This window comes from Catenulispora sp. EB89 (assembly GCF_041261445.1).
Classification (GTDB): domain Bacteria; phylum Actinomycetota; class Actinomycetes; order Streptomycetales; family Catenulisporaceae; genus Catenulispora.
Window position 1 is genome coordinate 122,406 of sequence record NZ_JBGCCU010000014.1, and the last position, 17,619, is coordinate 140,024.

General features: G+C 70.6%; 13 protein-coding genes. 7 read left to right on the forward strand and 6 right to left on the reverse strand.

All coding sequences use genetic code 11. The annotated features are described in order from the left end of the window. Window positions 1-74: 74 nt before the first annotated feature. Window positions 75-461: a nuclear transport factor 2 family protein gene (locus tag ABH920_RS27730; RefSeq protein ID WP_370352083.1), complete on the reverse strand. Its 387-nt coding sequence runs from the start codon at window positions 459-461 to the stop codon at window positions 75-77. 118 nt (window positions 462-579) lie between these two features. Between ABH920_RS27730 and ABH920_RS27735 the strand changes: the two genes are divergently transcribed. Beyond that, the gene (locus ABH920_RS27735) at window positions 580-1,281 is read left to right on the forward strand and encodes a TetR/AcrR family transcriptional regulator (RefSeq protein WP_370352084.1); all 702 of its coding nucleotides are present in this window, start codon (window positions 580-582) and stop codon (window positions 1,279-1,281) included. A 64-nt stretch (window positions 1,282-1,345) separates the two neighbouring features. Here ABH920_RS27735 and ABH920_RS27740 read toward each other — a convergent pair whose 3' ends face one another. Further along, the gene (locus ABH920_RS27740; RefSeq protein WP_370352085.1) at window positions 1,346-2,248 is read right to left on the reverse strand and encodes a LysR family transcriptional regulator; all 903 of its coding nucleotides are present in this window, start codon (window positions 2,246-2,248) and stop codon (window positions 1,346-1,348) included. A gap of 146 nt (window positions 2,249-2,394) precedes the next feature. Here ABH920_RS27740 and ABH920_RS27745 point away from each other — a divergent pair, with 146 nt between their 5' ends. Both ABH920_RS27745 and ABH920_RS27750 read left to right on the forward strand, forming a co-directional pair. Next, complete coding sequence (locus ABH920_RS27745; RefSeq protein WP_370352086.1) at window positions 2,395-3,288, forward strand: NAD(P)H-binding protein; 894 nt, start codon at window positions 2,395-2,397, stop codon at window positions 3,286-3,288. Between the two features lie 23 nt (window positions 3,289-3,311). After that, a complete protein-coding gene (locus tag ABH920_RS27750; RefSeq protein ID WP_370352087.1) occupies window positions 3,312-4,226 on the forward strand; it encodes an alpha/beta hydrolase in 915 nt (304 codons plus the stop codon). 243 nt (window positions 4,227-4,469) lie between these two features. Here the strand turns inward: ABH920_RS27750 and ABH920_RS27755 are convergent, their stop codons facing one another. Continuing rightward, a complete protein-coding gene (locus tag ABH920_RS27755) occupies window positions 4,470-5,306 on the reverse strand; it encodes an endo alpha-1,4 polygalactosaminidase (RefSeq protein ID WP_370352088.1) in 837 nt (278 codons plus the stop codon). A 447-nt stretch (window positions 5,307-5,753) separates the two neighbouring features. Between ABH920_RS27755 and ABH920_RS27760 the strand changes: the two genes are divergently transcribed. The 3 genes from ABH920_RS27760 to ABH920_RS27770 all read left to right on the forward strand — a co-directional run bounded on the left by ABH920_RS27760 (window position 5,754) and on the right by ABH920_RS27770 (window position 11,328). Beyond that, complete coding sequence (locus tag ABH920_RS27760; protein WP_370352089.1) at window positions 5,754-7,796, forward strand: discoidin domain-containing protein; 2,043 nt, start codon at window positions 5,754-5,756, stop codon at window positions 7,794-7,796. A gap of 184 nt (window positions 7,797-7,980) precedes the next feature. Continuing rightward, window positions 7,981-10,026 carry a phosphoesterase gene (locus ABH920_RS27765; protein ID WP_370352090.1) on the forward strand — a complete coding sequence of 682 codons (2,046 nt, stop codon included), beginning with the start codon at window positions 7,981-7,983 and terminating at the stop codon, window positions 10,024-10,026. A 135-nt stretch (window positions 10,027-10,161) separates the two neighbouring features. Continuing rightward, a complete protein-coding gene (locus tag ABH920_RS27770; RefSeq protein ID WP_370352091.1) occupies window positions 10,162-11,328 on the forward strand; it encodes an alpha-hydroxy-acid oxidizing protein in 1,167 nt (388 codons plus the stop codon). 40 nt (window positions 11,329-11,368) lie between these two features. Here ABH920_RS27770 and ABH920_RS27775 read toward each other — a convergent pair whose 3' ends face one another. Both ABH920_RS27775 and ABH920_RS27780 read right to left on the reverse strand, forming a co-directional pair. Next, a complete protein-coding gene (locus tag ABH920_RS27775) occupies window positions 11,369-12,034 on the reverse strand; it encodes a response regulator (protein WP_370352092.1) in 666 nt (221 codons plus the stop codon). A 6-nt stretch (window positions 12,035-12,040) separates the two neighbouring features. Beyond that, window positions 12,041-13,558 carry a histidine kinase gene (locus ABH920_RS27780; RefSeq protein ID WP_370352093.1) on the reverse strand — a complete coding sequence of 506 codons (1,518 nt, stop codon included), beginning with the start codon at window positions 13,556-13,558 and terminating at the stop codon, window positions 12,041-12,043. A 266-nt stretch (window positions 13,559-13,824) separates the two neighbouring features. Here ABH920_RS27780 and ABH920_RS27785 point away from each other — a divergent pair, with 266 nt between their 5' ends. Then, on the forward strand, window positions 13,825-16,050 hold the full coding sequence (locus ABH920_RS27785) for an MMPL family transporter (protein ID WP_370352094.1): 2,226 nt from the start codon (window positions 13,825-13,827) through the stop codon (window positions 16,048-16,050). A gap of 500 nt (window positions 16,051-16,550) precedes the next feature. Here the strand turns inward: ABH920_RS27785 and ABH920_RS27790 are convergent, their stop codons facing one another. Further along, complete coding sequence (locus ABH920_RS27790; protein ID WP_370352095.1) at window positions 16,551-17,567, reverse strand: LacI family DNA-binding transcriptional regulator; 1,017 nt, start codon at window positions 17,565-17,567, stop codon at window positions 16,551-16,553. Window positions 17,568-17,619: the final 52 nt, after the last annotated feature.

The window sequence follows — 17,619 nt, forward strand, 5'->3', positions numbered from 1 at the left end:
GGAGTCCAGGTACTGCAACCTCACGGTCTGCGCCGGCGTCCGGGCTGCGGCGTCGGCGTCGGCGTCGACCGCCGTCAGAACATCCCGTTGTCGTTCGCGGCGGTCTTGGGCACGTCCTGGATGACATCCCAGTGCTCGACGACCTTGCCGTCCTCCAGCCGGAAGAAGTCCGCCAGCGCGCGCCCGGGGTTGTCCGTGCCGGGCTCCAGGTCGAGGTGGGAGTGCGTGGCTACCAGGTCGCCCTCGGCGATCACGCGCTTGATGTCCAGCCGCAGGTTCGGGTACTCGCCCCGCAGCCAGGTCACGAAGCCGATGAAGGCCTCCGGGCCGTCCTGGGCGTCCGGGTTGTGCTGCACGTAGCGGGGCCCGAAGTGGTCGGCAATCGCCTTCTGCGGATTCCCGCCGAACGCGGTCTGGTAGTAGTCGACGACGACCTGCTTGTTGCGCTCGAGGTCCGTCATGGAACGCTCCGATCTGCTGCGGATGATCGCGGGTGATCGCGGGTGGGTCCTCAAAACTGGTGTCACTACAACTTTAGCCCGCCCTCATGATCGCGCAACCTGGCTATCCTGGGACGCCATGAGCTCCCACACGGTCGACTGGAGTGCGCTGCGGGCCCCGGGCGCCGCCGCCGGCCCGGCCGGAGGCCGCCGGGAGAGCCGCAAACGCGCGACCCGCCAACGGCTGGTCGACACCGCCACCGAGATGTTCCTGGAGCGCGGCTTCGACGCCGTGACGGTGGTGGAGATCGCCCGGGTGTGCGGGGTGTCGCCGACCACGGTGTTCAACCACTTCCCGACCAAGGAGTCCCTGGTCCTGGACCTGCCGGCGGACCTCCTCGGCGCGCTCCGGGCCGGGCTGGCCGACCCGGGCACGCCGCCGGTCGAGGCCATGGCGCGCATCCTGGCCGGCGAGCTGGACAACCTGATCACCTGGCTCGAAGCCCAGGACGACCAGGCGTGGGCCGCCGCGGCGGTCCAGCGCTTCGAGGCGATGGTCCGCGACACCCCCGCGCTGCGGGCGCACCACCGCGACATGCTCGCCCGGATGACCGACACGGCCTGCGAGGCGCTGGCCGCGAGGACCGGGTCGGCCCCGAGCGATCCCGAGCCGCAGATCGCCGCGACGGCACTGGTCGGCCTGTGGAGCGTCCAGGTCAACTCCTCCTGCGCACACCTGGACGGGCAGCGGAACCCGGCGCAGGTCCGCGCCGCCGTCACCGCCGAGGTCCGCCGCGCGGCGCAGCTGCTCGCCACCGGCCTGGCCGGCTTCGCATCCTGACCGGCTTGCGGCGCTCCAGGTGTCTGAGCGTCTGGGTGTCTGACCGTCTAGGTGTCTGGGCGGTCTAGGCGTCTGCCGGTGGCCCGGTCAGCTGCCGTCGAGCGCACTTGCGGAAGGCCTCGACGAGCCGGTCGCGGTCGCCGGACCGCGTCGCGAGGACGACATGGCTCGGCTCGATGTCGGGCAGCGGCACGGTCGTGAGGTCCGGCCGGATACCGCGGAACCCGGCGGCGACGATGGCGACGGCCTGCCCGGCGGCGATCAGTTCGAGCTTGTCTTCGAGGACTTCGATGGCCGGACCGTCCGGCGCGTGGCTGCCGTCCGGGCGGGGGTCGATCCGCCAGAAGGCGTTCCACGCCGGGTCGGGCAGCTTCGGAAGCGGCTCGTCAGCGATGTCCGACAGCGCGGCCGACTCCTTGCCGGCGAGCCGGTGGTCCAGCGGGACGAGCAGTTCGCGCGGCTCGTCATACAGGACGGTGACGTCCAACGCGTCGGTGGTCAGCGGAAAGCGCGCCACTGCCGCGTCCACCCGGCGCTCCAGCAAAGCCTCGCGCGGCTCGTTCCAACTCAGGTCCACGACGTGCACCTCGGCATCCGGATGCAGCCTGCGCAGTTCGCGGACGGCGGCCTCGACATCGATGTGCCTGGTGTGCCCGACGGTGATGCGGCTCGGCGTGGCCGCCGCGCGCGCCGCCGCCTCGGCCTGAACAGCAGAGCGCAGCAGCGCCCTGGCTCGCGGCAGGAACACCTCGCCGGCCTCGGTCAGGCTGGTGCCGCGCGGACTGCGGTCGAGCAGGCGCGCGCCGAGGCGCTGCTCCAGGGCGCGGATCTGCTGGCTCAGGTACGGCTGGGAGACGTGCAACCCGGCTGCCGCGCGGCCGAAGTGCCGGGCCTCGGCGACCGCGACGAACAACCGCACGGCTCGCAGGCCGAGATCGTCCGCGGCGGCGTACGGGATGTCAGACACCCCTCAACCATAGCAGTAGCTCGCCAACACCAATGGGCTTGAACTGCTGTCATAAGCAATACGCATTGCCTTCAGGAACACGTCTTGGACGGGAACGGCAGCCGGCGCGCACTGTGGAGATCACACCACCGAAGCCAGGAGAAGTCATGATCGTCATCACTACGCCGACCGGTCAGATCGGCCGCCAGGTTCTGGCGAACGTCCTCGACGGCGTGGGTGCCCAACCGGTGCGCGTCATCGTCCGCGACCCGGCCCGGCTGCCGGAGCAGGTGCGTCGCCGCGTCGAAGTCGTCGAAGGCTCACACGGCGACGCCGCGGTGCTCGACCGCGCGTTCCAGCGGGCCGACGCGGTGTTCTGGCTGGTGCCGCCGGACGACCGGGCCGTGAGCGTCGAAGAGGCCTACGTCGGCTTCGCCCGCCCGGCCGTGGAGGCGTTCGAACGCCACGGCGTACGCCGCGTCGTCGGCATCTCGGCCCTCGGCCGCGGCACCGACGTCGCCGCCAAGGCCGGCCACGTCGCCGCGACCCTGGCGATGGACGACCTGATCGCCGGCAGCGGCGTCGCCTACCGTGCCCTGACGATGCCCTCGTTCATGGACAACCTGCTCTGGCAGGCCGCTCCGATCAAGAACAGCGGCACGTTCTTCGGACCGATCGACGCCGACCGCGAACTCCCCTCGGTCGCCACCCGCGACATCGCCGCGGTCGCCGCCCGCCTGCTGCTCGACGACGAGTGGACCGGCGTGGCCGAACAACCGGTGCTCGGCCCCGAGGACCTGTCCTCCAACGACATGGCCCGGATCATGTCCGAGGTGCTGGGCACGCCGGTGCGCTATCAGCAGATCCCGTTCGAGGCGTTCACCGCGAACCTCGCTGAGCGCGGCATGAGCCCGGCGATGGCCCAGGCCATGACGGACATGTTGTCCGCCAAGAACGAAGGGCTCGACAACGCGGCAGTTCGTACGCCGCTGACCGCAAGCCCCACCAGCTTCCGGCAGTGGTGCCAGGACACGCTCAAGCCAGCCATCCGGGCCCAGTAGAACCAATAACGAGGAACCGACCTATGTCTGACCCCGAGCAGATCCTCGAACGCTTCGCCGACGGCTTCAGCTTCCAGCGTCGCTCGCCGATCCTGCACGCGCCCGGCGACCACGGGCTCGACTACGAGCGCGTCAGCTTCCCGTCCCACGACGGCGTTCCGCTGGAGGGCTGGTACATCCCAGCCCCGGGCTCGGACAAGCTGATCATCGCGAACCATCCGATGGGCTTCAACCGCTCCGGGCTTCCGACGCAGCTGGAACCGTGGCACAGCGAGTGGGCCGCCAGCGGCAACGGGTTCGAGGTCGACTTCGTCCCCGACTACCGGATCCTGCACGACGCCGGCTACCACGTGCTCGCCTACGACCTCCGCAACCACGGCCACAGCGGCGCTGCGAACGGCGGCATCACCTCCAGCGGCGTCTACGAGGCGCGCGACGTCGTCGGCTCGCTCGCCTTCGCCCGCGGCCGCCCCGAGACCCGCGACCTGGCGATCGGCCTGTTCAGCCGATGCATGGGCGCGAGTTCCACGTTCGCGGCCATGACACAGTTCCCGGACGCGTTCGACGGTGTGCGGGCACTGGTCGCGCCGCAGCCGGTGACCGCCCGCACCATCGTGGAACGCCGCCTCGGCATGCTCGGGCTCGCCGACCGGATCGACGAGTTCGAGCAGAAGATCATCCTGCGGACCAGCATCGGGTTCGCCGAACGCGACGCCCAGAGCTGGGCGAAGAACGTGCGTGTACCGACGTTCCTCTACCAGGTGCGCGAGGACGTGCTCACAGAACCCGGCGACCTCCAGACGATGTTCGCCAACATCCCCGTCGCCGACAAGAAGCTCGCCTGGATCGAGGGCACCACGGCCAGGTTCGACGGCTACCTGGAGTTCCAGCGCCGCCCGGCCCCGATGCTCGACTGGTTCGACAGGCACATGGCATAGGCGCACGGCACACGGCACACGGCACGCGGCACGCGGCACACCAGCGCACGGCGCGCGGCACACCAGCGCACGGCGCACGGCACAAGGCGCGCGGCGCACGGCGCACGGCACACCAGCGCAGGCGCGCGTCGCACCGGCTGCGGTCGGCGCCGTCGTCTGCCGGGGCCGGGTGCGGAGGCTGCCGGCCGCGCGTATCGCGTCGCCGACAGCCGACCGCCATACCGCGTCGGTCAGTGTCAGGGGTCAGCGACAAGGCTGGTAGACGCTGTCGTCGAGGTTCAGGGCGTACAGCACACCGTTGAAGTCGTTGGCATTGTCGGCTGCGCAGAACGCGTCAGTCGACAGGTTGTACTCGGCCTGGAACACCGGCTTACCCGCCGCGACGAACTGGTCCAGCCCGTAGCCGCCGTTCTGCGCGGTGGTGCACTGGCTGTACTGGTTGCACTGCTCGTCCAGGGCGCCGTCGAAGTACGGCAGCAGGTCGGGGATCTGCGCGCCGTCGTTCTTCAGCAGCACGCTCATGCCGCGGGCGTGGGTGTCGTCGGCGAGCGTGGCGTTGTAGTAGAGCTGGTCGGTTGCTGTCAGGGGGAAGCCGGTGTTGTTGGTGTAGCCGTCGACGTTGTCGAGCTCGACCATGTCGAAGCCCTTCGACTGGCACATGTCCAGGCGGGCGTCCATGATCTGCCGCAGCGCGCTTGCGGAGTTCTGAATCTCCCGGACATCCAGCCACTTCTCATTCGGCCAGCCGTCCATCACATTTCCCAGCACGGAAGCGGGGAATCGGGACGCGTCAGGTCTGCCGTTCTCGTAGCTGCCGGCGGAGATGTAGCAGACCGCTTTGATGCCGGCGGCGTGTAGCGCATTGACGTCGCTCGCGGAATTGTTGAACCCGTCCACGTCGTACATCGAGACGGCGCGGTAAGGAGCCGTCGGAACCTGGCTCAGCACCCAGTTCCACGACGCGTTCAGGTCCGGGTGCCAGCAGCTGTCGCAGGCCACCGGGCTCGGCGGCGCCGGCCCGTCGGCGACCGCGGCGGGGGAGTTGAGCAGGGCGGTGCCAAGTGCGGCGGTCGCGGCCACGGGCAGCAGTTTACGTCCAACGGGCACTTCGGTCCTCCAGCGTCGATCCGTGCTCGGAATTCTTCTTGGCGATTTTCTACAACCGTCGGAATAGGCCGTCCAGCGATGGACCCTGAACCGCTCATCGAGTGTGAGCGAATGACGGATTCGAACCGTCTCGCGTGCATGGCGGCAACCGGACAATCACCACCACCGGTGATCGCGAAGCGGTCTCGGGTCGGACGCCCGACCGCCGTAAGTTGCGCAACTTTTCATTCCGCGGTCGAAGTCTTGCAAGGTCCTGTCACAGTCTCTATGTTGTGCATCGCAGCTTCCGGAAACGTTTGCGGCCGATCCCCGCCGGACCGTCCGCGAGTCGCGCCTGTGTCAGAACCCTCACTTGTGCAAGAGGCTCCCCGACGGCCTTGGCGCCTTCTGGACAACCCCACATTTCACGAAGGAGTCGCGATGAGATCCCCGGCACCACTCACCCGGCAGCGCGGCAAACCGGCGACGGCCCTGGCGGTCGTGCTCGCCCTGCTGCTCGCCGCCCTGTTCGGCACGACGGCCGGCGCGCACCGAGCCGCCGCGGCGTCCTGCGGCACCACGAATCTCGCGCTGAACGCGCCGGCGACGGCGTCCTCGCTGGAGAACGCGACGCTCCCGGCGTCGAACGCGGTCGACGGGAACACCGGCACCCGCTGGTCGTCGCAGTTCTCTGACCCGCAGTGGCTCCAGGTCGACCTGGGCAGCGTTCAGAACATCTGCCAGGTGTCGATCCAGTGGGAGACCGCCTCGGCGAAGGCCTACCAGATCCAGGTCTCCAACGACGCCAGCACCTGGAGCTCCATCTACTCCACCACGACCGGCCCCGGCGGCACGGAAACCCTGAACGTCAGCGGCTCCGGCCGGTACATCCGGATGTACGGCACGGCCCGCAACACCGCCTACGGCTACTCGATCTGGGAGTTCCAGGTCTTCGGCGCCGGCGGCGGCACCTGCGGCACGACCGACGCCGCGCTGAACCGCCCCGCGACGGCCTCCTCGCTGGAGAACGCGACGCTCCCGGCGTCGAACGCGGTCGACGGCAACCTCGGCACCCGCTGGTCGTCGCAGTTCTCGGACCCGCAGTGGCTCCAGGTCGACCTCGGCAGCACCCGCTCGATCTGCGGCGTCCAGCTGGCCTGGGAGACCGCCTCGGCCAAGGCCTACCAGATCCAGACCTCGAACGACGGCTCCACCTGGACCTCCGTCTACTCGACCACGACCGGGCCCGGCGGGACCGAGAACCTGACCGTCAGCGGGTCCGGCCGGTACATCCGCATGTACGGCACCGCCCGCAACACCGCCTACGGCTACTCGCTGTGGGAGTTCTCGGTGTTCACCACCGGCGGCAGCACCGGCAACACGGTCACCGTGAACAACCCGGGCAACCAGTCCACCGCCGCCAGCACCGCGGTCAACCTGCAGATCCAGGCCACTGACTCGGCTTCCGGCCAGACCCTGACCTACGGCGCGACCGGCCTGCCGGCCGGACTGTCGATCAGCTCCTCCGGTCTGATCACCGGGACCCCGACGGCCACGGGCACCTCGACCGTCACGGTCACCGCGACCGACGGCACCGGCGCGAGCGGCAGCACCAGCTTTACCTGGACCGTCGGCAGCTCCGGCGGCAACGGCGCGCCGCCGCCGTCGTTCTGGGGCAACACCAGCGCGATCCCGACCGCGCAGAACGTGCTGGAGTTCGCGATCGTGAACCAGACCAACGGTCAGTACCCTGACAGCCAGGTCTTCTGGAGCTTCAACGGCACCACCAAGTCCATCGCCCAGCAGCCGTACATCGACATGCCCGCGAACTCGGCCGGCCGGATGTACTTCTACCTGGGGACCCCGAACGGCCAGTACTACGACTTCATCGAGTTCACCGTGGGCACCGCGTCGATCAACGTCGACACCACCCGCGTGGACCGCTTCGGCCTGAAGCTGGCCCTGAAGCTCCACGCCCACGACGGATCCGAGCAGCAGATCGGCGAGAACTACGCGACCTTCCAGGAATCGCGCTCGGCGACCTTCGCCCGGTTCCAGAGCTCGGTGCCGACCGAATTCAAGGAGCTCGCCACGGACCAGGCCCCTTACGGCATCCCGTCGCCGGGCAACGACCCGGCGTTCCAGACCGGCGGCGCCTACGCGAACTACTTCCAGAGCTACGCCGCGGCCAACGGCGACACCGCGGACAGCACGGCGCAGATCTTCGGCTGCGGCGGCACCCTGGCGAGCAACCCCCAGCTGTGCGCCGGCCTGAACCGGCACGTCGCACAGCTGCCGGCGGCGCAGCAGTCGAACCCGGCGAACTTCTACCAGGCCGCGCCGGCCAACTACTACGCACAGTTCTGGCACCAGAACGCGATCAACGGCGTGCAGTACGGCTTCCCGTACGACGACGACGCCGGCCAGTCCTCTGACATCTCGGTGACCAACCCGCAGTACGCGGTCGTCGCCGTGGGCTGGTGACGGCAGCTGATAGCCGCCTGACCGGCGGTTGACCGGCAGTGACCAGCATTTGACAAGATCAAGGGTGTGGAGCCGAGGCGCTGACCTCGGCTCCACACCCTGCTCATGAACAGGCCACCGGCTGTTCGTCCGGGCGAAAGCATGTTCATGCCGGTCCGTGGCCTCATATCAGGACCATGGCGGGGTGACTCAGAATTCGAGTGCCGGCAGTGCCGACAACCGCCACCGCGTGATTCCGCTGGTCGAACAACACGAATTCTTCCAGCAGATGCTGCGTCGCAGCCCGGTCAGCCGCCGCGGCGTTCTGCGCGGCAGCGTCAGTGCCGCCGGAGCGTCGTTCCTGGTGGGCGGAAGCCTCGTGGGCTCCGCCTCCGCCTCCGCCTCCGCGTCCTCCTCCGCCGATGACCTGACCACCACCGGCACGATCGCCGGCGGCTTCGTCGTCAACGGCCGCCACCTGTCCTTCGGGCCCGACCCGAAGCGGCAGATGCGGGTGGCCGGACAGCTGTTCGACCTCAACACCTACAACGCCGTGCCCTCCGGCATCAAGGTCGAGGTCGAGTACGGCTACGAGGCCGGAGCCTACGGCCACACCGTCGCCGCCGAGATCAGGCAGCTGGTCACGCACGTGCCGGTGTGGAACGGGGTGCCGACCGGCCCGGTGACGGCGTCCCTGACCGACCTGCTGCGCGCCGACCAGTTCTACGTGCACGCGCTGATCGACTGCCTGGAGCCCGGCCGTACGTACCACTACCGGTTCGTCTACACGAAGCACGGCGAGCGCGGCCACACCCCGGACGCCACGTTCACCACCGCGCCGGACGGCCGCCGCTTCCTGTCCCCGTTCACCTTCACCGCCTACGGCGACCAGGGCATCACCGGCGCCCCGGGCACCGGCCGAACCCTCGACGACGCGCCCTCGCTCCAGCCGGAACCCTCCAGCCACATCACCGACGACTACTACAACCCGAGCGACCCCGACTACTTCGACCCGGCCTCCACGACCGCCCCCACCGACATCTCGCCGGTGGCCGCGCTGGTCACGCAGATCACCCGCGTGCGCAACCCGGTCAACCACACGCCGTCCCGGTTCACCCTGCTCGCCGGCGACATGTGCTACGCCAACCCGAGCGGGAACGCCCAGCCGATCATCAACCCGGCCGGCCCGGGCGGGAACCAACCCGGGGACTCCAACACCCCGGTTCCGCCGCCGAACAGCGGAGGCTGGGACGACTACGACCCCTACGTGTGGACCAGCTACCTCACGACCATCGAGCCGAGCTCGGCGTCCATCCCGTGGATGTTCAACACCGGCAACCACGACGTCGAGCTGTTCACCACCTCGCTCGACGCCGACGCCGCGACCGTCGACGCCTACGGCCGCCTCGGCTACGGCGGCCACGCCAGCCGCATCGACATGCCCGCCAACGGACCGCGGTCCTGCCCGTCGGTCTACAGCTTCACCTACGGCAACGTCGGCGTCGTCAGCGCCGACGCCAACGAGCTGAGCTGGGAGATCCAGGGCCTGCTCGGCTACAGCGCGGGCGAACAGGCGTCCTGGCTGCGCCGGCGCCTCGGCGAGTTCCGCCACGATCCCGCGATCGACTTCATCGTCGTGTTCTTCCACCACTGCGCCTTCTCCACGTGCGACGGCCACTCCTCCGACGGCGGCGTGCGCAAGGTTCTGGCGCCCCTGCTGTCCGAGTTCGAAGTCGACCTCGCGGTCCAGGGGCACAACCACATCTACGAACGCTCCAACCCCATCAAGTACGACGCCGCCACCAACACCGGATCCTCCAGCGTGCAGGCGACGTCGAAGTCCGCCCACGAGGCGGCGACCGTGCGTCCGCAGACCGACGGGACCACCTACATCACCGTCGGATCGGGCGGTCGGCCGCGCTACAGCTGGTCCGGCGCGGTGGAGACGGACCGCAACTTCCTCACCGGCGTCGACACCGGCGCGCCGGGGAACGGCACGACCGTCACCGCGGATCCGGCCACCTCCCAGGGGCCGTCGGCCGCACAGCTCGACTTCACCCGCGAGTACGAGACCGTGGACTGGTCGCAGGCCCGCTACAGCGACTACGCCTTCATCGCCCTCGACGTGGTCCCCGCCGCCCCCGACGGCACCGCCACGATGACCGTGCGCGCCATCAACGAGCAGGGCGTGGAGTTCGACCGCGTCGTGTTCAAGCGCGACGTGCGCGGGCGCGGCCCGTACAGTCTGTAGCGGTCGGTCGCAAGTCGTCATTCCGGCCGTCGTCGCGCGCACGGCAACAGGCCTACGGTCGTAGGATGCCTGTCGGTCCAACCGGCAGGCATACCTACGCAGTCCACGAATAACGAGGAAGCAGGCTGACAGCGGATGGCGGACTTCGGCGGATATCAGTACGAGATCTACTTCGACGGGCTCCGCGGGGTGGTGCCGCGCTTCCCGATGGCGTTCGAGGGCTGGGAGGCCGCCGCGCAGGCCGCGCTGTCCCCGTCGGTGTGGTCCTACGTCGCAGGCGGAGCCGGTGACGAGCACACCCAGCGTGCGAACGTCGCCGCCTTCCTGCGCCACGCACTGATCCCGCGGATGTTCGTCGGCGCCAACCAGCGCGACCTGTCGGTCTCGATGTTCGGCCTGACACTGCCCTCGCCGCTGATGATGGCGCCGGTCGGGGTGCTCGGCCTGTGTGCCCAGGACGGCCACGGCGACCTCGCGGCGGCGCGCGCCGCGGCGAAGACCGGCGTCCCGATGATCGCCTCGACGCTGTCGGTGGACCCGATGGAGCAGGTCGCCGCCGAGTTCGGCGACACCCCCGGCTTCTTCCAGCTCTACACCCCGACCGACCGCGACCTGGCCGTGAGCCTCGTGCAGCGGGCCGAGAAGGCCGGGTTCAAGGGCATCGTGGTCACGCTCGACACCTGGGTGACCGGCTGGCGGCCCCGGGACCTGTCCACGTCGAACTTCCCGCAGCTGCGCGGGCACTGCCTGGCCAACTACACCAGCGACCCGGTGTTCCGCGCCGCCGTGCCGCAGCCGTTCGAGACGGACCCGGGCCCCAGCGTGCTGCACTGGGCCGGAATCTTCGGCAACCCGCTGACCTGGGACGACCTGCCCTGGCTGCGGTCGCTCACGACGCTGCCGCTGATCGTCAAGGGCCTGTGTCACCCCGAGGACGTGCGCCGGGCCCGCGACGGGGGAGTGGACGGGATCTACTGCTCGAACCACGGCGGCCGGCAGGCCAACGGTGGCTTGGCGGCGCTGGACGCGCTGCCGGAGGTGGTCGCGGCCGCCGACGGGCTGCCGGTGATCTTCGACTCCGGGGTGCGCAGCGGCGCGGACGTCGTCAAGGCCCTGGCGTTGGGCGCGAGCGCGGTGGCGATCGGCCGGCCTTACCTCTACGGCCTGGCCCTCGGGGGCGTCGACGGCCTGGTGCACGTGCTGCGCAGCATTCTGGCCGAGGCCGACCTGCTGATGGCCGTCGACGGGTATCCCACGCTCGCCGACCTCACCCCGGAGGCGCTGCACAGCGTCGCCGGATAGGCGAGCGGCGAGTCAGGAGCCTGTCTGTCTCCCGGCCGGGTCAGCCGCGCGGATCCACCAGCCCGACGTCGTAGGCGATGATCACCGCCTGCACCCGGTCGCGGGCGCCGATCTTCGCCATGGCCCGGCTGACGTGCGTCTTCACCGTGGACTCCGAGAGATGCAGCTTGGCCGCGATCTCCAGATTGGTCAGGCCGGCGGCCACCACGCGCAGCACCTCCAGCTCCCGCTCCGTCAGCGCGCTGAGTCGCGGATCCTCGGCCGCACGGCGATCGTTGCCGGGCATCACCTTGGCGAACGCGTGCAGCAGCCGCCGGGTCAGCGCCGGGGCCACCACCGCGTCGCCGACCGCGACCGCCCGGATCCCGGCCAGCAGCTCGTCCGGCCGGGCGTCCTTCAGCAGGAATCCGCTGGCCCCGGCCTGGAGCGCGGCGTAGACGTACTCGTCCAGGTCGAACGTGGTCAGTACGAGCACTCGCGAGCGCCCGCCGGCGGCCGTGATCCGGCGGGTCGCCTCGATCCCGTCCATCCCGGGCATGCGGATGTCCATCAGGACCACGTCCGGAGTCAGCTCCGCGGTCCGGCGCACCGCCTCGATGCCGTTCTCGGCCTCGCCGGCGATGCTGACCCCGGGTTCGGTCTCCAGCACCATGCGGAAACCCATCCGCTGCAACGGCTGGTCGTCGACGATCAGAACGCTGGTCATCGACGCTCAGACCTCCTGCGGCGCGAGCGGGAACCGGGCGGCCACCGTCCAGCCCCCGACGTCGTTCGGCCCGGCCTCGGCCCGGCCGCCGGCCAGTGCCGCGCGCTCGCGGACGCCGGCCAGGCCCTGGCCGCGCGAGTCGTGCGGTGCCGGCAGGCTCCGACGTGCGCCGGCCGGTCCGGCAGGCCCGGCTGCCCCGGCCGGCCCGGTGTCGGTCACGCTCATCCGCAGCGACCGCGCGTCGGCCTCGATCACCACCTCGACGGTCGTGTCCGGCCCGGCGTGCTTGAGGCTGTTGGTCAGCGACTCCTGCACGATCCGGTAGATCGCCGACTGCAGGCCGCGCGGCAGCGCCGCGGTGTTGCCGGCGGCCCGGCAGGACACCTGCGGCCCGGCCGAGCGCGTGCGCTCCAGCAGGTCCGAGATGTCCGCGACCCCCGGTTGCGGCGCGAAGGCGTCCGCGCCGACGCCTCCCAGCACGCCGACGCCGGTCCCGCCCTCGTCGACCTGGTGCTCCCGCAGCGCCCCGAGCGTCTGCCGCAGGTCGGCCAGGGACTGCCGGCTGGTCTCGGCGATCAGCTCGAACACCTGCCGGCCGCGCCACGGATGCGCCTCGACCTGGCGCGCGCCGCCGTCGGACAACCCGATGATCACCGCCAGGCTGTGCCCGACGATGTCGTGGGTCTCCCGGGAGAACCGGGCCCGCTCGGCCAGCACGGCCAGCCGGGCCCGCTGCTCGCGGTGCTGCTCGGCGTGGTCCGCGCGCTCGGCCAGCGCCGCCAGCTGGGCCTGCCGCTCGCGGGCCATCAGGCCCAGCGCGGCGCTGGCGATGATGCCGGTGGCCAGGAAGAACAACGAGACCAGGATCGGGCCCTGCACCGGAGCCATCCGCCACACCAGCACGACCAGGCTCGGCACGATCGCGCCCAGCGCCACCCGCAGCGTCGTCATGGAGCGGTACCTGGCGACCGTGTACAGGCAGATCATCCAGCTGACGTCGCTGGACGAACTCAGCGCCGCCGCCCACTCCACGGTGCAGGCGGCGACCACCACGCTGTACATGACCACCGGCAGCGGACGCCGCCAGATGATCGCCGCGGACTCCACCACAGAGGTGACCACCAGCAGCGGAGAGGCGTGCAGCAGCTCCGACCCGAGCCCGGCCTGCGTGGGCAGCAGGGTGAGCAGGAAGACGCCCAGGGCCAGGACCACGTCCTGGCGGTAGGGGTGCCCGCGGAACGCGGCCTGGACGCGGCGTGCGGATCGCGGCCACTCGAAGCCGGGCCCGACCGGTCGCTGCGCCGTTCCCGGCCACTCGGAGCCAGGCTCGGGATCGTGCTCGGAGCCGTGCTCGGCGTCGTGCTCCGAACCGGCCTCGGAATCGGGCTCGGCGGGCTCGGCGGGCGTCGCGGGCGCGGAACCCGGCCCGACCGGCCGCGCCGCCGATGCGGCCGGGCCTGGCGTCCGGGCCGGATCGGCCGGCGCGGCGGTCGTGCTGTCTACCCTCACCAGGAGGTCCACCATGGTTCTCCGTCACCTCCGGATGGCCGATGAACTGGCCGAAGCTCGACGATAGTCGACGGTCGAACACCCGGTCGTCCGCCTTGAGGATGGGCCCGAGCCGGTACCGCGGTGCCACACGATCGGCCCACATCGGCACTCCAGGACGGCGATCGGACACCTGAAGCGTACCTAGGCTCGAATCCCGGGCTCGGCCACAGGCGTCGACTCCCCAGTGGCGATACGGGGCCGTCCCGGCGACGCCGGCGCGTCCGTGGAGAGGAACGATCATGAAGGAAGCAGTGCAGGGGGCCCACGGCGGAGACGCCGAACGGGGCTTCTTCCCTCGACTGGGCCGGTGGGTGGCCCATCACCCGTGGCGGGTGATCGGCGCCTGGGTGGTCGTCGCGGTCGCGGTGGTCGGGTTCGCGCCCAAGCTGGCCACCACCACCGACGAGGCCAGCTTCCTGCCCAGCCACTACGAGTCGGTCCAGGCCCTGAACCTGCAGGAGGCCGCCTTCCCGCAAGCCGCCGCTCCGGCCGCCGTGATCGTCCTGGAGCGTGCCGACAACGGCGTGCTCACCGCCGCCGACTCAGCGGCGGTGAGCACGCTGGCCACCAAGCTGCAGGCCGCGCACATCCCGGACGTTACGGCGCTCCAGGCCGGCCAGGCCACGCCGAACGGCAAGCTGCAGACCATCGGCGTGCAGATGCCCACCGACAACGACCCGCAGCAGAAGCACCAGACCGACGCGGTCAAGGCGCTGCGCACGCAGCTGCAGTCCGACCTGGCCGGCACCGGCCTCAAGGGCGGCATCACCGGCTCGGCGGCGCAGACCCTGGACTCCCAGTCCTCGGGCAACAAGGCCGAGGCGCTGATCGGCGTGGCCACCATCGGGCTGATCCTGATCCTGCTGCTGATCATCTTCCGCAGCCCGGTCGTGGCGCTGCTGCCGATCATCACCATCGGCGTGGTCTCGCAGATCGCCGACGGGCTCATCGCCTGGGCCAGCAAGGCCTTCGACCTGAAGACCGACAGCTCGGTCACCTCGATGCTGATCGTCGTGCTGTTCGGCGTCGGCACCGACTACATCCTGTTCTTCATGTTCCGCTACCGGGAACGCCTGCGGGCCGGGGACAGCCCGAAGGACGCCGTGGCCGGCGCCGTCACCCGGGCCGGCGAGGCCATCGTCTCCGCCGGCGGCGCGGTGATCGTCTCGTTCATGGCCCTGACACTGTCCACCCTGGGCCTGTTCCGCTCCCTGGGCCCGGCGCTGGCGATCGCCGTGGCGGTCACCCTGGTCGCCGGCCTGACGCTGATCCCCTCGGTGGTCTCGCTGCTGGGCACGCGCGTGTTCTGGCCGTCCAAGGCCTGGCGCACCGAGCCGCGCGGCGCACGCTTCGCCGGCATCGGCCGCTCCATGGGCCGCCACCCCGCGCGCTTCGCCGCGGTCTCCGGCATCATCATGGCCGCCCTGGCGGTCGCCGCCTTCAGCTTCCGCCCGACCTTCGACCTGTCCTCCGGCTCGCAGGGCAAGGGCTCGGAGTCGACGGTGTGGCAGAAGAACCTGCAGGACGCCGCCTCAGCCGGCGCGACGATGCCGAGCCAGGTCATGCTGAAGTCCACGAACGGCGCCAAGCTCACCACCGGCGAACTGGACTCCTACCGCAGCACACTGGCCGCGGTCCCGGGGGTGGCGCAGGTGTCGACGCCGTTCCCGAACGAGACGAACACCGTCGCGCTGTACTCGGTGACACTGAACCACGACCCGTCATCGTCGGCGGCGATGGACACGGTCAAGGGCCCCCTGCGCACCACCGCGCACCAGGCGGCATCGGCCGGCACAGCCGCGGTGGTCGGCGGCACGACCGCGATCTTCGTGGACATCCAGTCCGCGGTGAACCACGACTACGCGGTGGTGTTCCCGGTCGCGGCGCTCATCATCACCCTGATCCTCGGCCTGGTCCTGCGCGCGGTCGTGGCGCCGCTGTACCTGATGGCCTCGGTCGGACTGGGCTTCGGCGCCACCCTCGGCGCGACAGTGCTGCTGTTCCAGAACTCCGGCGGCAACAACGGCCTGATCTTCATGCTGCCGGTGATCATGTACATGTTCGTGGTGGCGCTCGGCACGGACTACAACATCCTGATGATCACCCGCCTCCGCGAGGAGGCGCGCGCCGGCCGCAGCCCCCGCGAGGCCGCAGCCGAGGCGGTCCGGCACGCCGGTCCGACGATCGGCGCGGCCGGCCTGATCCTGGCCGGCTCCTTCGCCTCCCTGATGCTGGCCGGCCAGTCGACACTGACGCAGATGGGCTTCGCGATCTCGGCAGGCATCGCCATCGCGGCGTTCGTGATGTCGATGTTCTTCACCCCGGCCATCACCGCCCTGGTCGGCCACGCGGCCTGGTGGCCGGGACGCGCTGACGCGGTGCGGCCGGCGGAGGGCACGCGGCACGGCGGCGGCCCGGAGGGAACGCAGGAACACGGAGCGGCGGAGGCGTGGGTGCGGCGGTGAGGCGCTGTTCCACGGACCCTTCCGCCATCTTCGAACACTGCTACTATCGCGCATAGGTTGATGGCACACACCCCCCGAGTGCAGACATCAACCATGTGAGGAGTCCCGTGGCGACCGCACGTCGCCACGGGACTCGTTTGCTTTGGCGCGGCTACAACGGTCGTCGGTAGTAGACGGGGAGTCAATAGGAGCGCGCCGGATTGCGGGGCGATGAGTCAGGATGCTGCCGCCGAGCCGCAAGCCTCACTCGCCGAGCCGCGCCGCCTGCCGCGCCTGACCGACTTGCCGTGCCGCCGCGCGTGCTGCATTCCCCGCTAGCTGCGCCGCTGTGCTCGCGCCACGTGCCTGCTCGCCGCGCCGCCGCACTCGCCCCCACGCGATACCTCGTACCCGAGATACCTCGGCGCCGAGGTATCTCGGGTACGAGGTGCTGTCGTGCGCGCCGCCGCGCTGCGTGCCCTGCTCGCCGCGTCGCCCCCGCGCGCTTGCCCGCCGCCCCCTCAAGCCGAATCCCGCCGCACCACCGCCGGATCGAACAGAATCCGCTGCGCCCCCCGAGGCGCCGACCCGTCCAGCCGCCCCAGCAGCAGCCGCCCGATCGCCTCGCCCTGCTCCAGCGGCCGGATGGACACCGTGGTCAGCGGCGGCGTGGTCAGGGCGGCGATCTCGATGTCGTCGAACCCCATCACCGCCACGTCCCCCGGCACGCTCAGCCCCCGCGCCTTCGCCGCGTCCAGGGCGCCGAGCGCCACCACGTCGTTCGTGCACAGCACCGCGTCGGGTGCCTGGCGCAGCGCCAGCAGCCGTTCCATCGCGCGGGCGCCGCCGTCGCGGCTGATCTCCTCGCGCACCACCAGCGCCGCCGAGAACGGCCGGGCCGCGTCGCGCAGTGCGTGCCGGTAGCCCAGTACGCGGTTGGCGGGTGCCCCGGCGCGTTCGGCGCCGGTGATGAACGCGATGCGCCGGTAGCCGCGCTCGATGAGGTACCCGGCGGCGATCTCGCCGCCCGCGACGTCGTCGGAGCTCACCACGTCGATCCCCGGGCGCGTGGTCCGGCCGCCGAGGAGCACCACCGGGATCCCGACGTCGGCGGCGGGGGAGACGCGGCGGTGGTCGGTCTGGTAGCCGGCGAACGCCAGGCCGTCGACGCGGCGCGTGATCATCTGCTGGACCGCCGCGTCCTCGACCGCCGGGTCCGCGTCCGTGCTCGTCACCAGCACCTGGAGCCCTGCCGGGCCCAGCACGTTCTGCAGCCCGCGTGCGATCTGCGGGTAGAACGGGTTCGTGATGTCCGGAATCACCAGCGCCACGGTGTTCGTGCGCTGCAAGCGCAGCCCGCGCGCCAGCTGGTTGGGCTCGTACCCGAGCTCTGCGATCACCCGCCGTACCTTCGCCGTGGTCGCCGCCGACACCGGCCGCTGGCCGGACAGCACGTGCGAGACGGTCGTGATGCTGACCCCCGCCTGCTGGGCGACGTCGGTGATGCTGACGTGCCGCTTGCGGCCCTTCTGCGCCACTGAGCTCTCCGATCCGTCGGGGTGGTGATCGTTGACACCGGTTGGGGCCCAT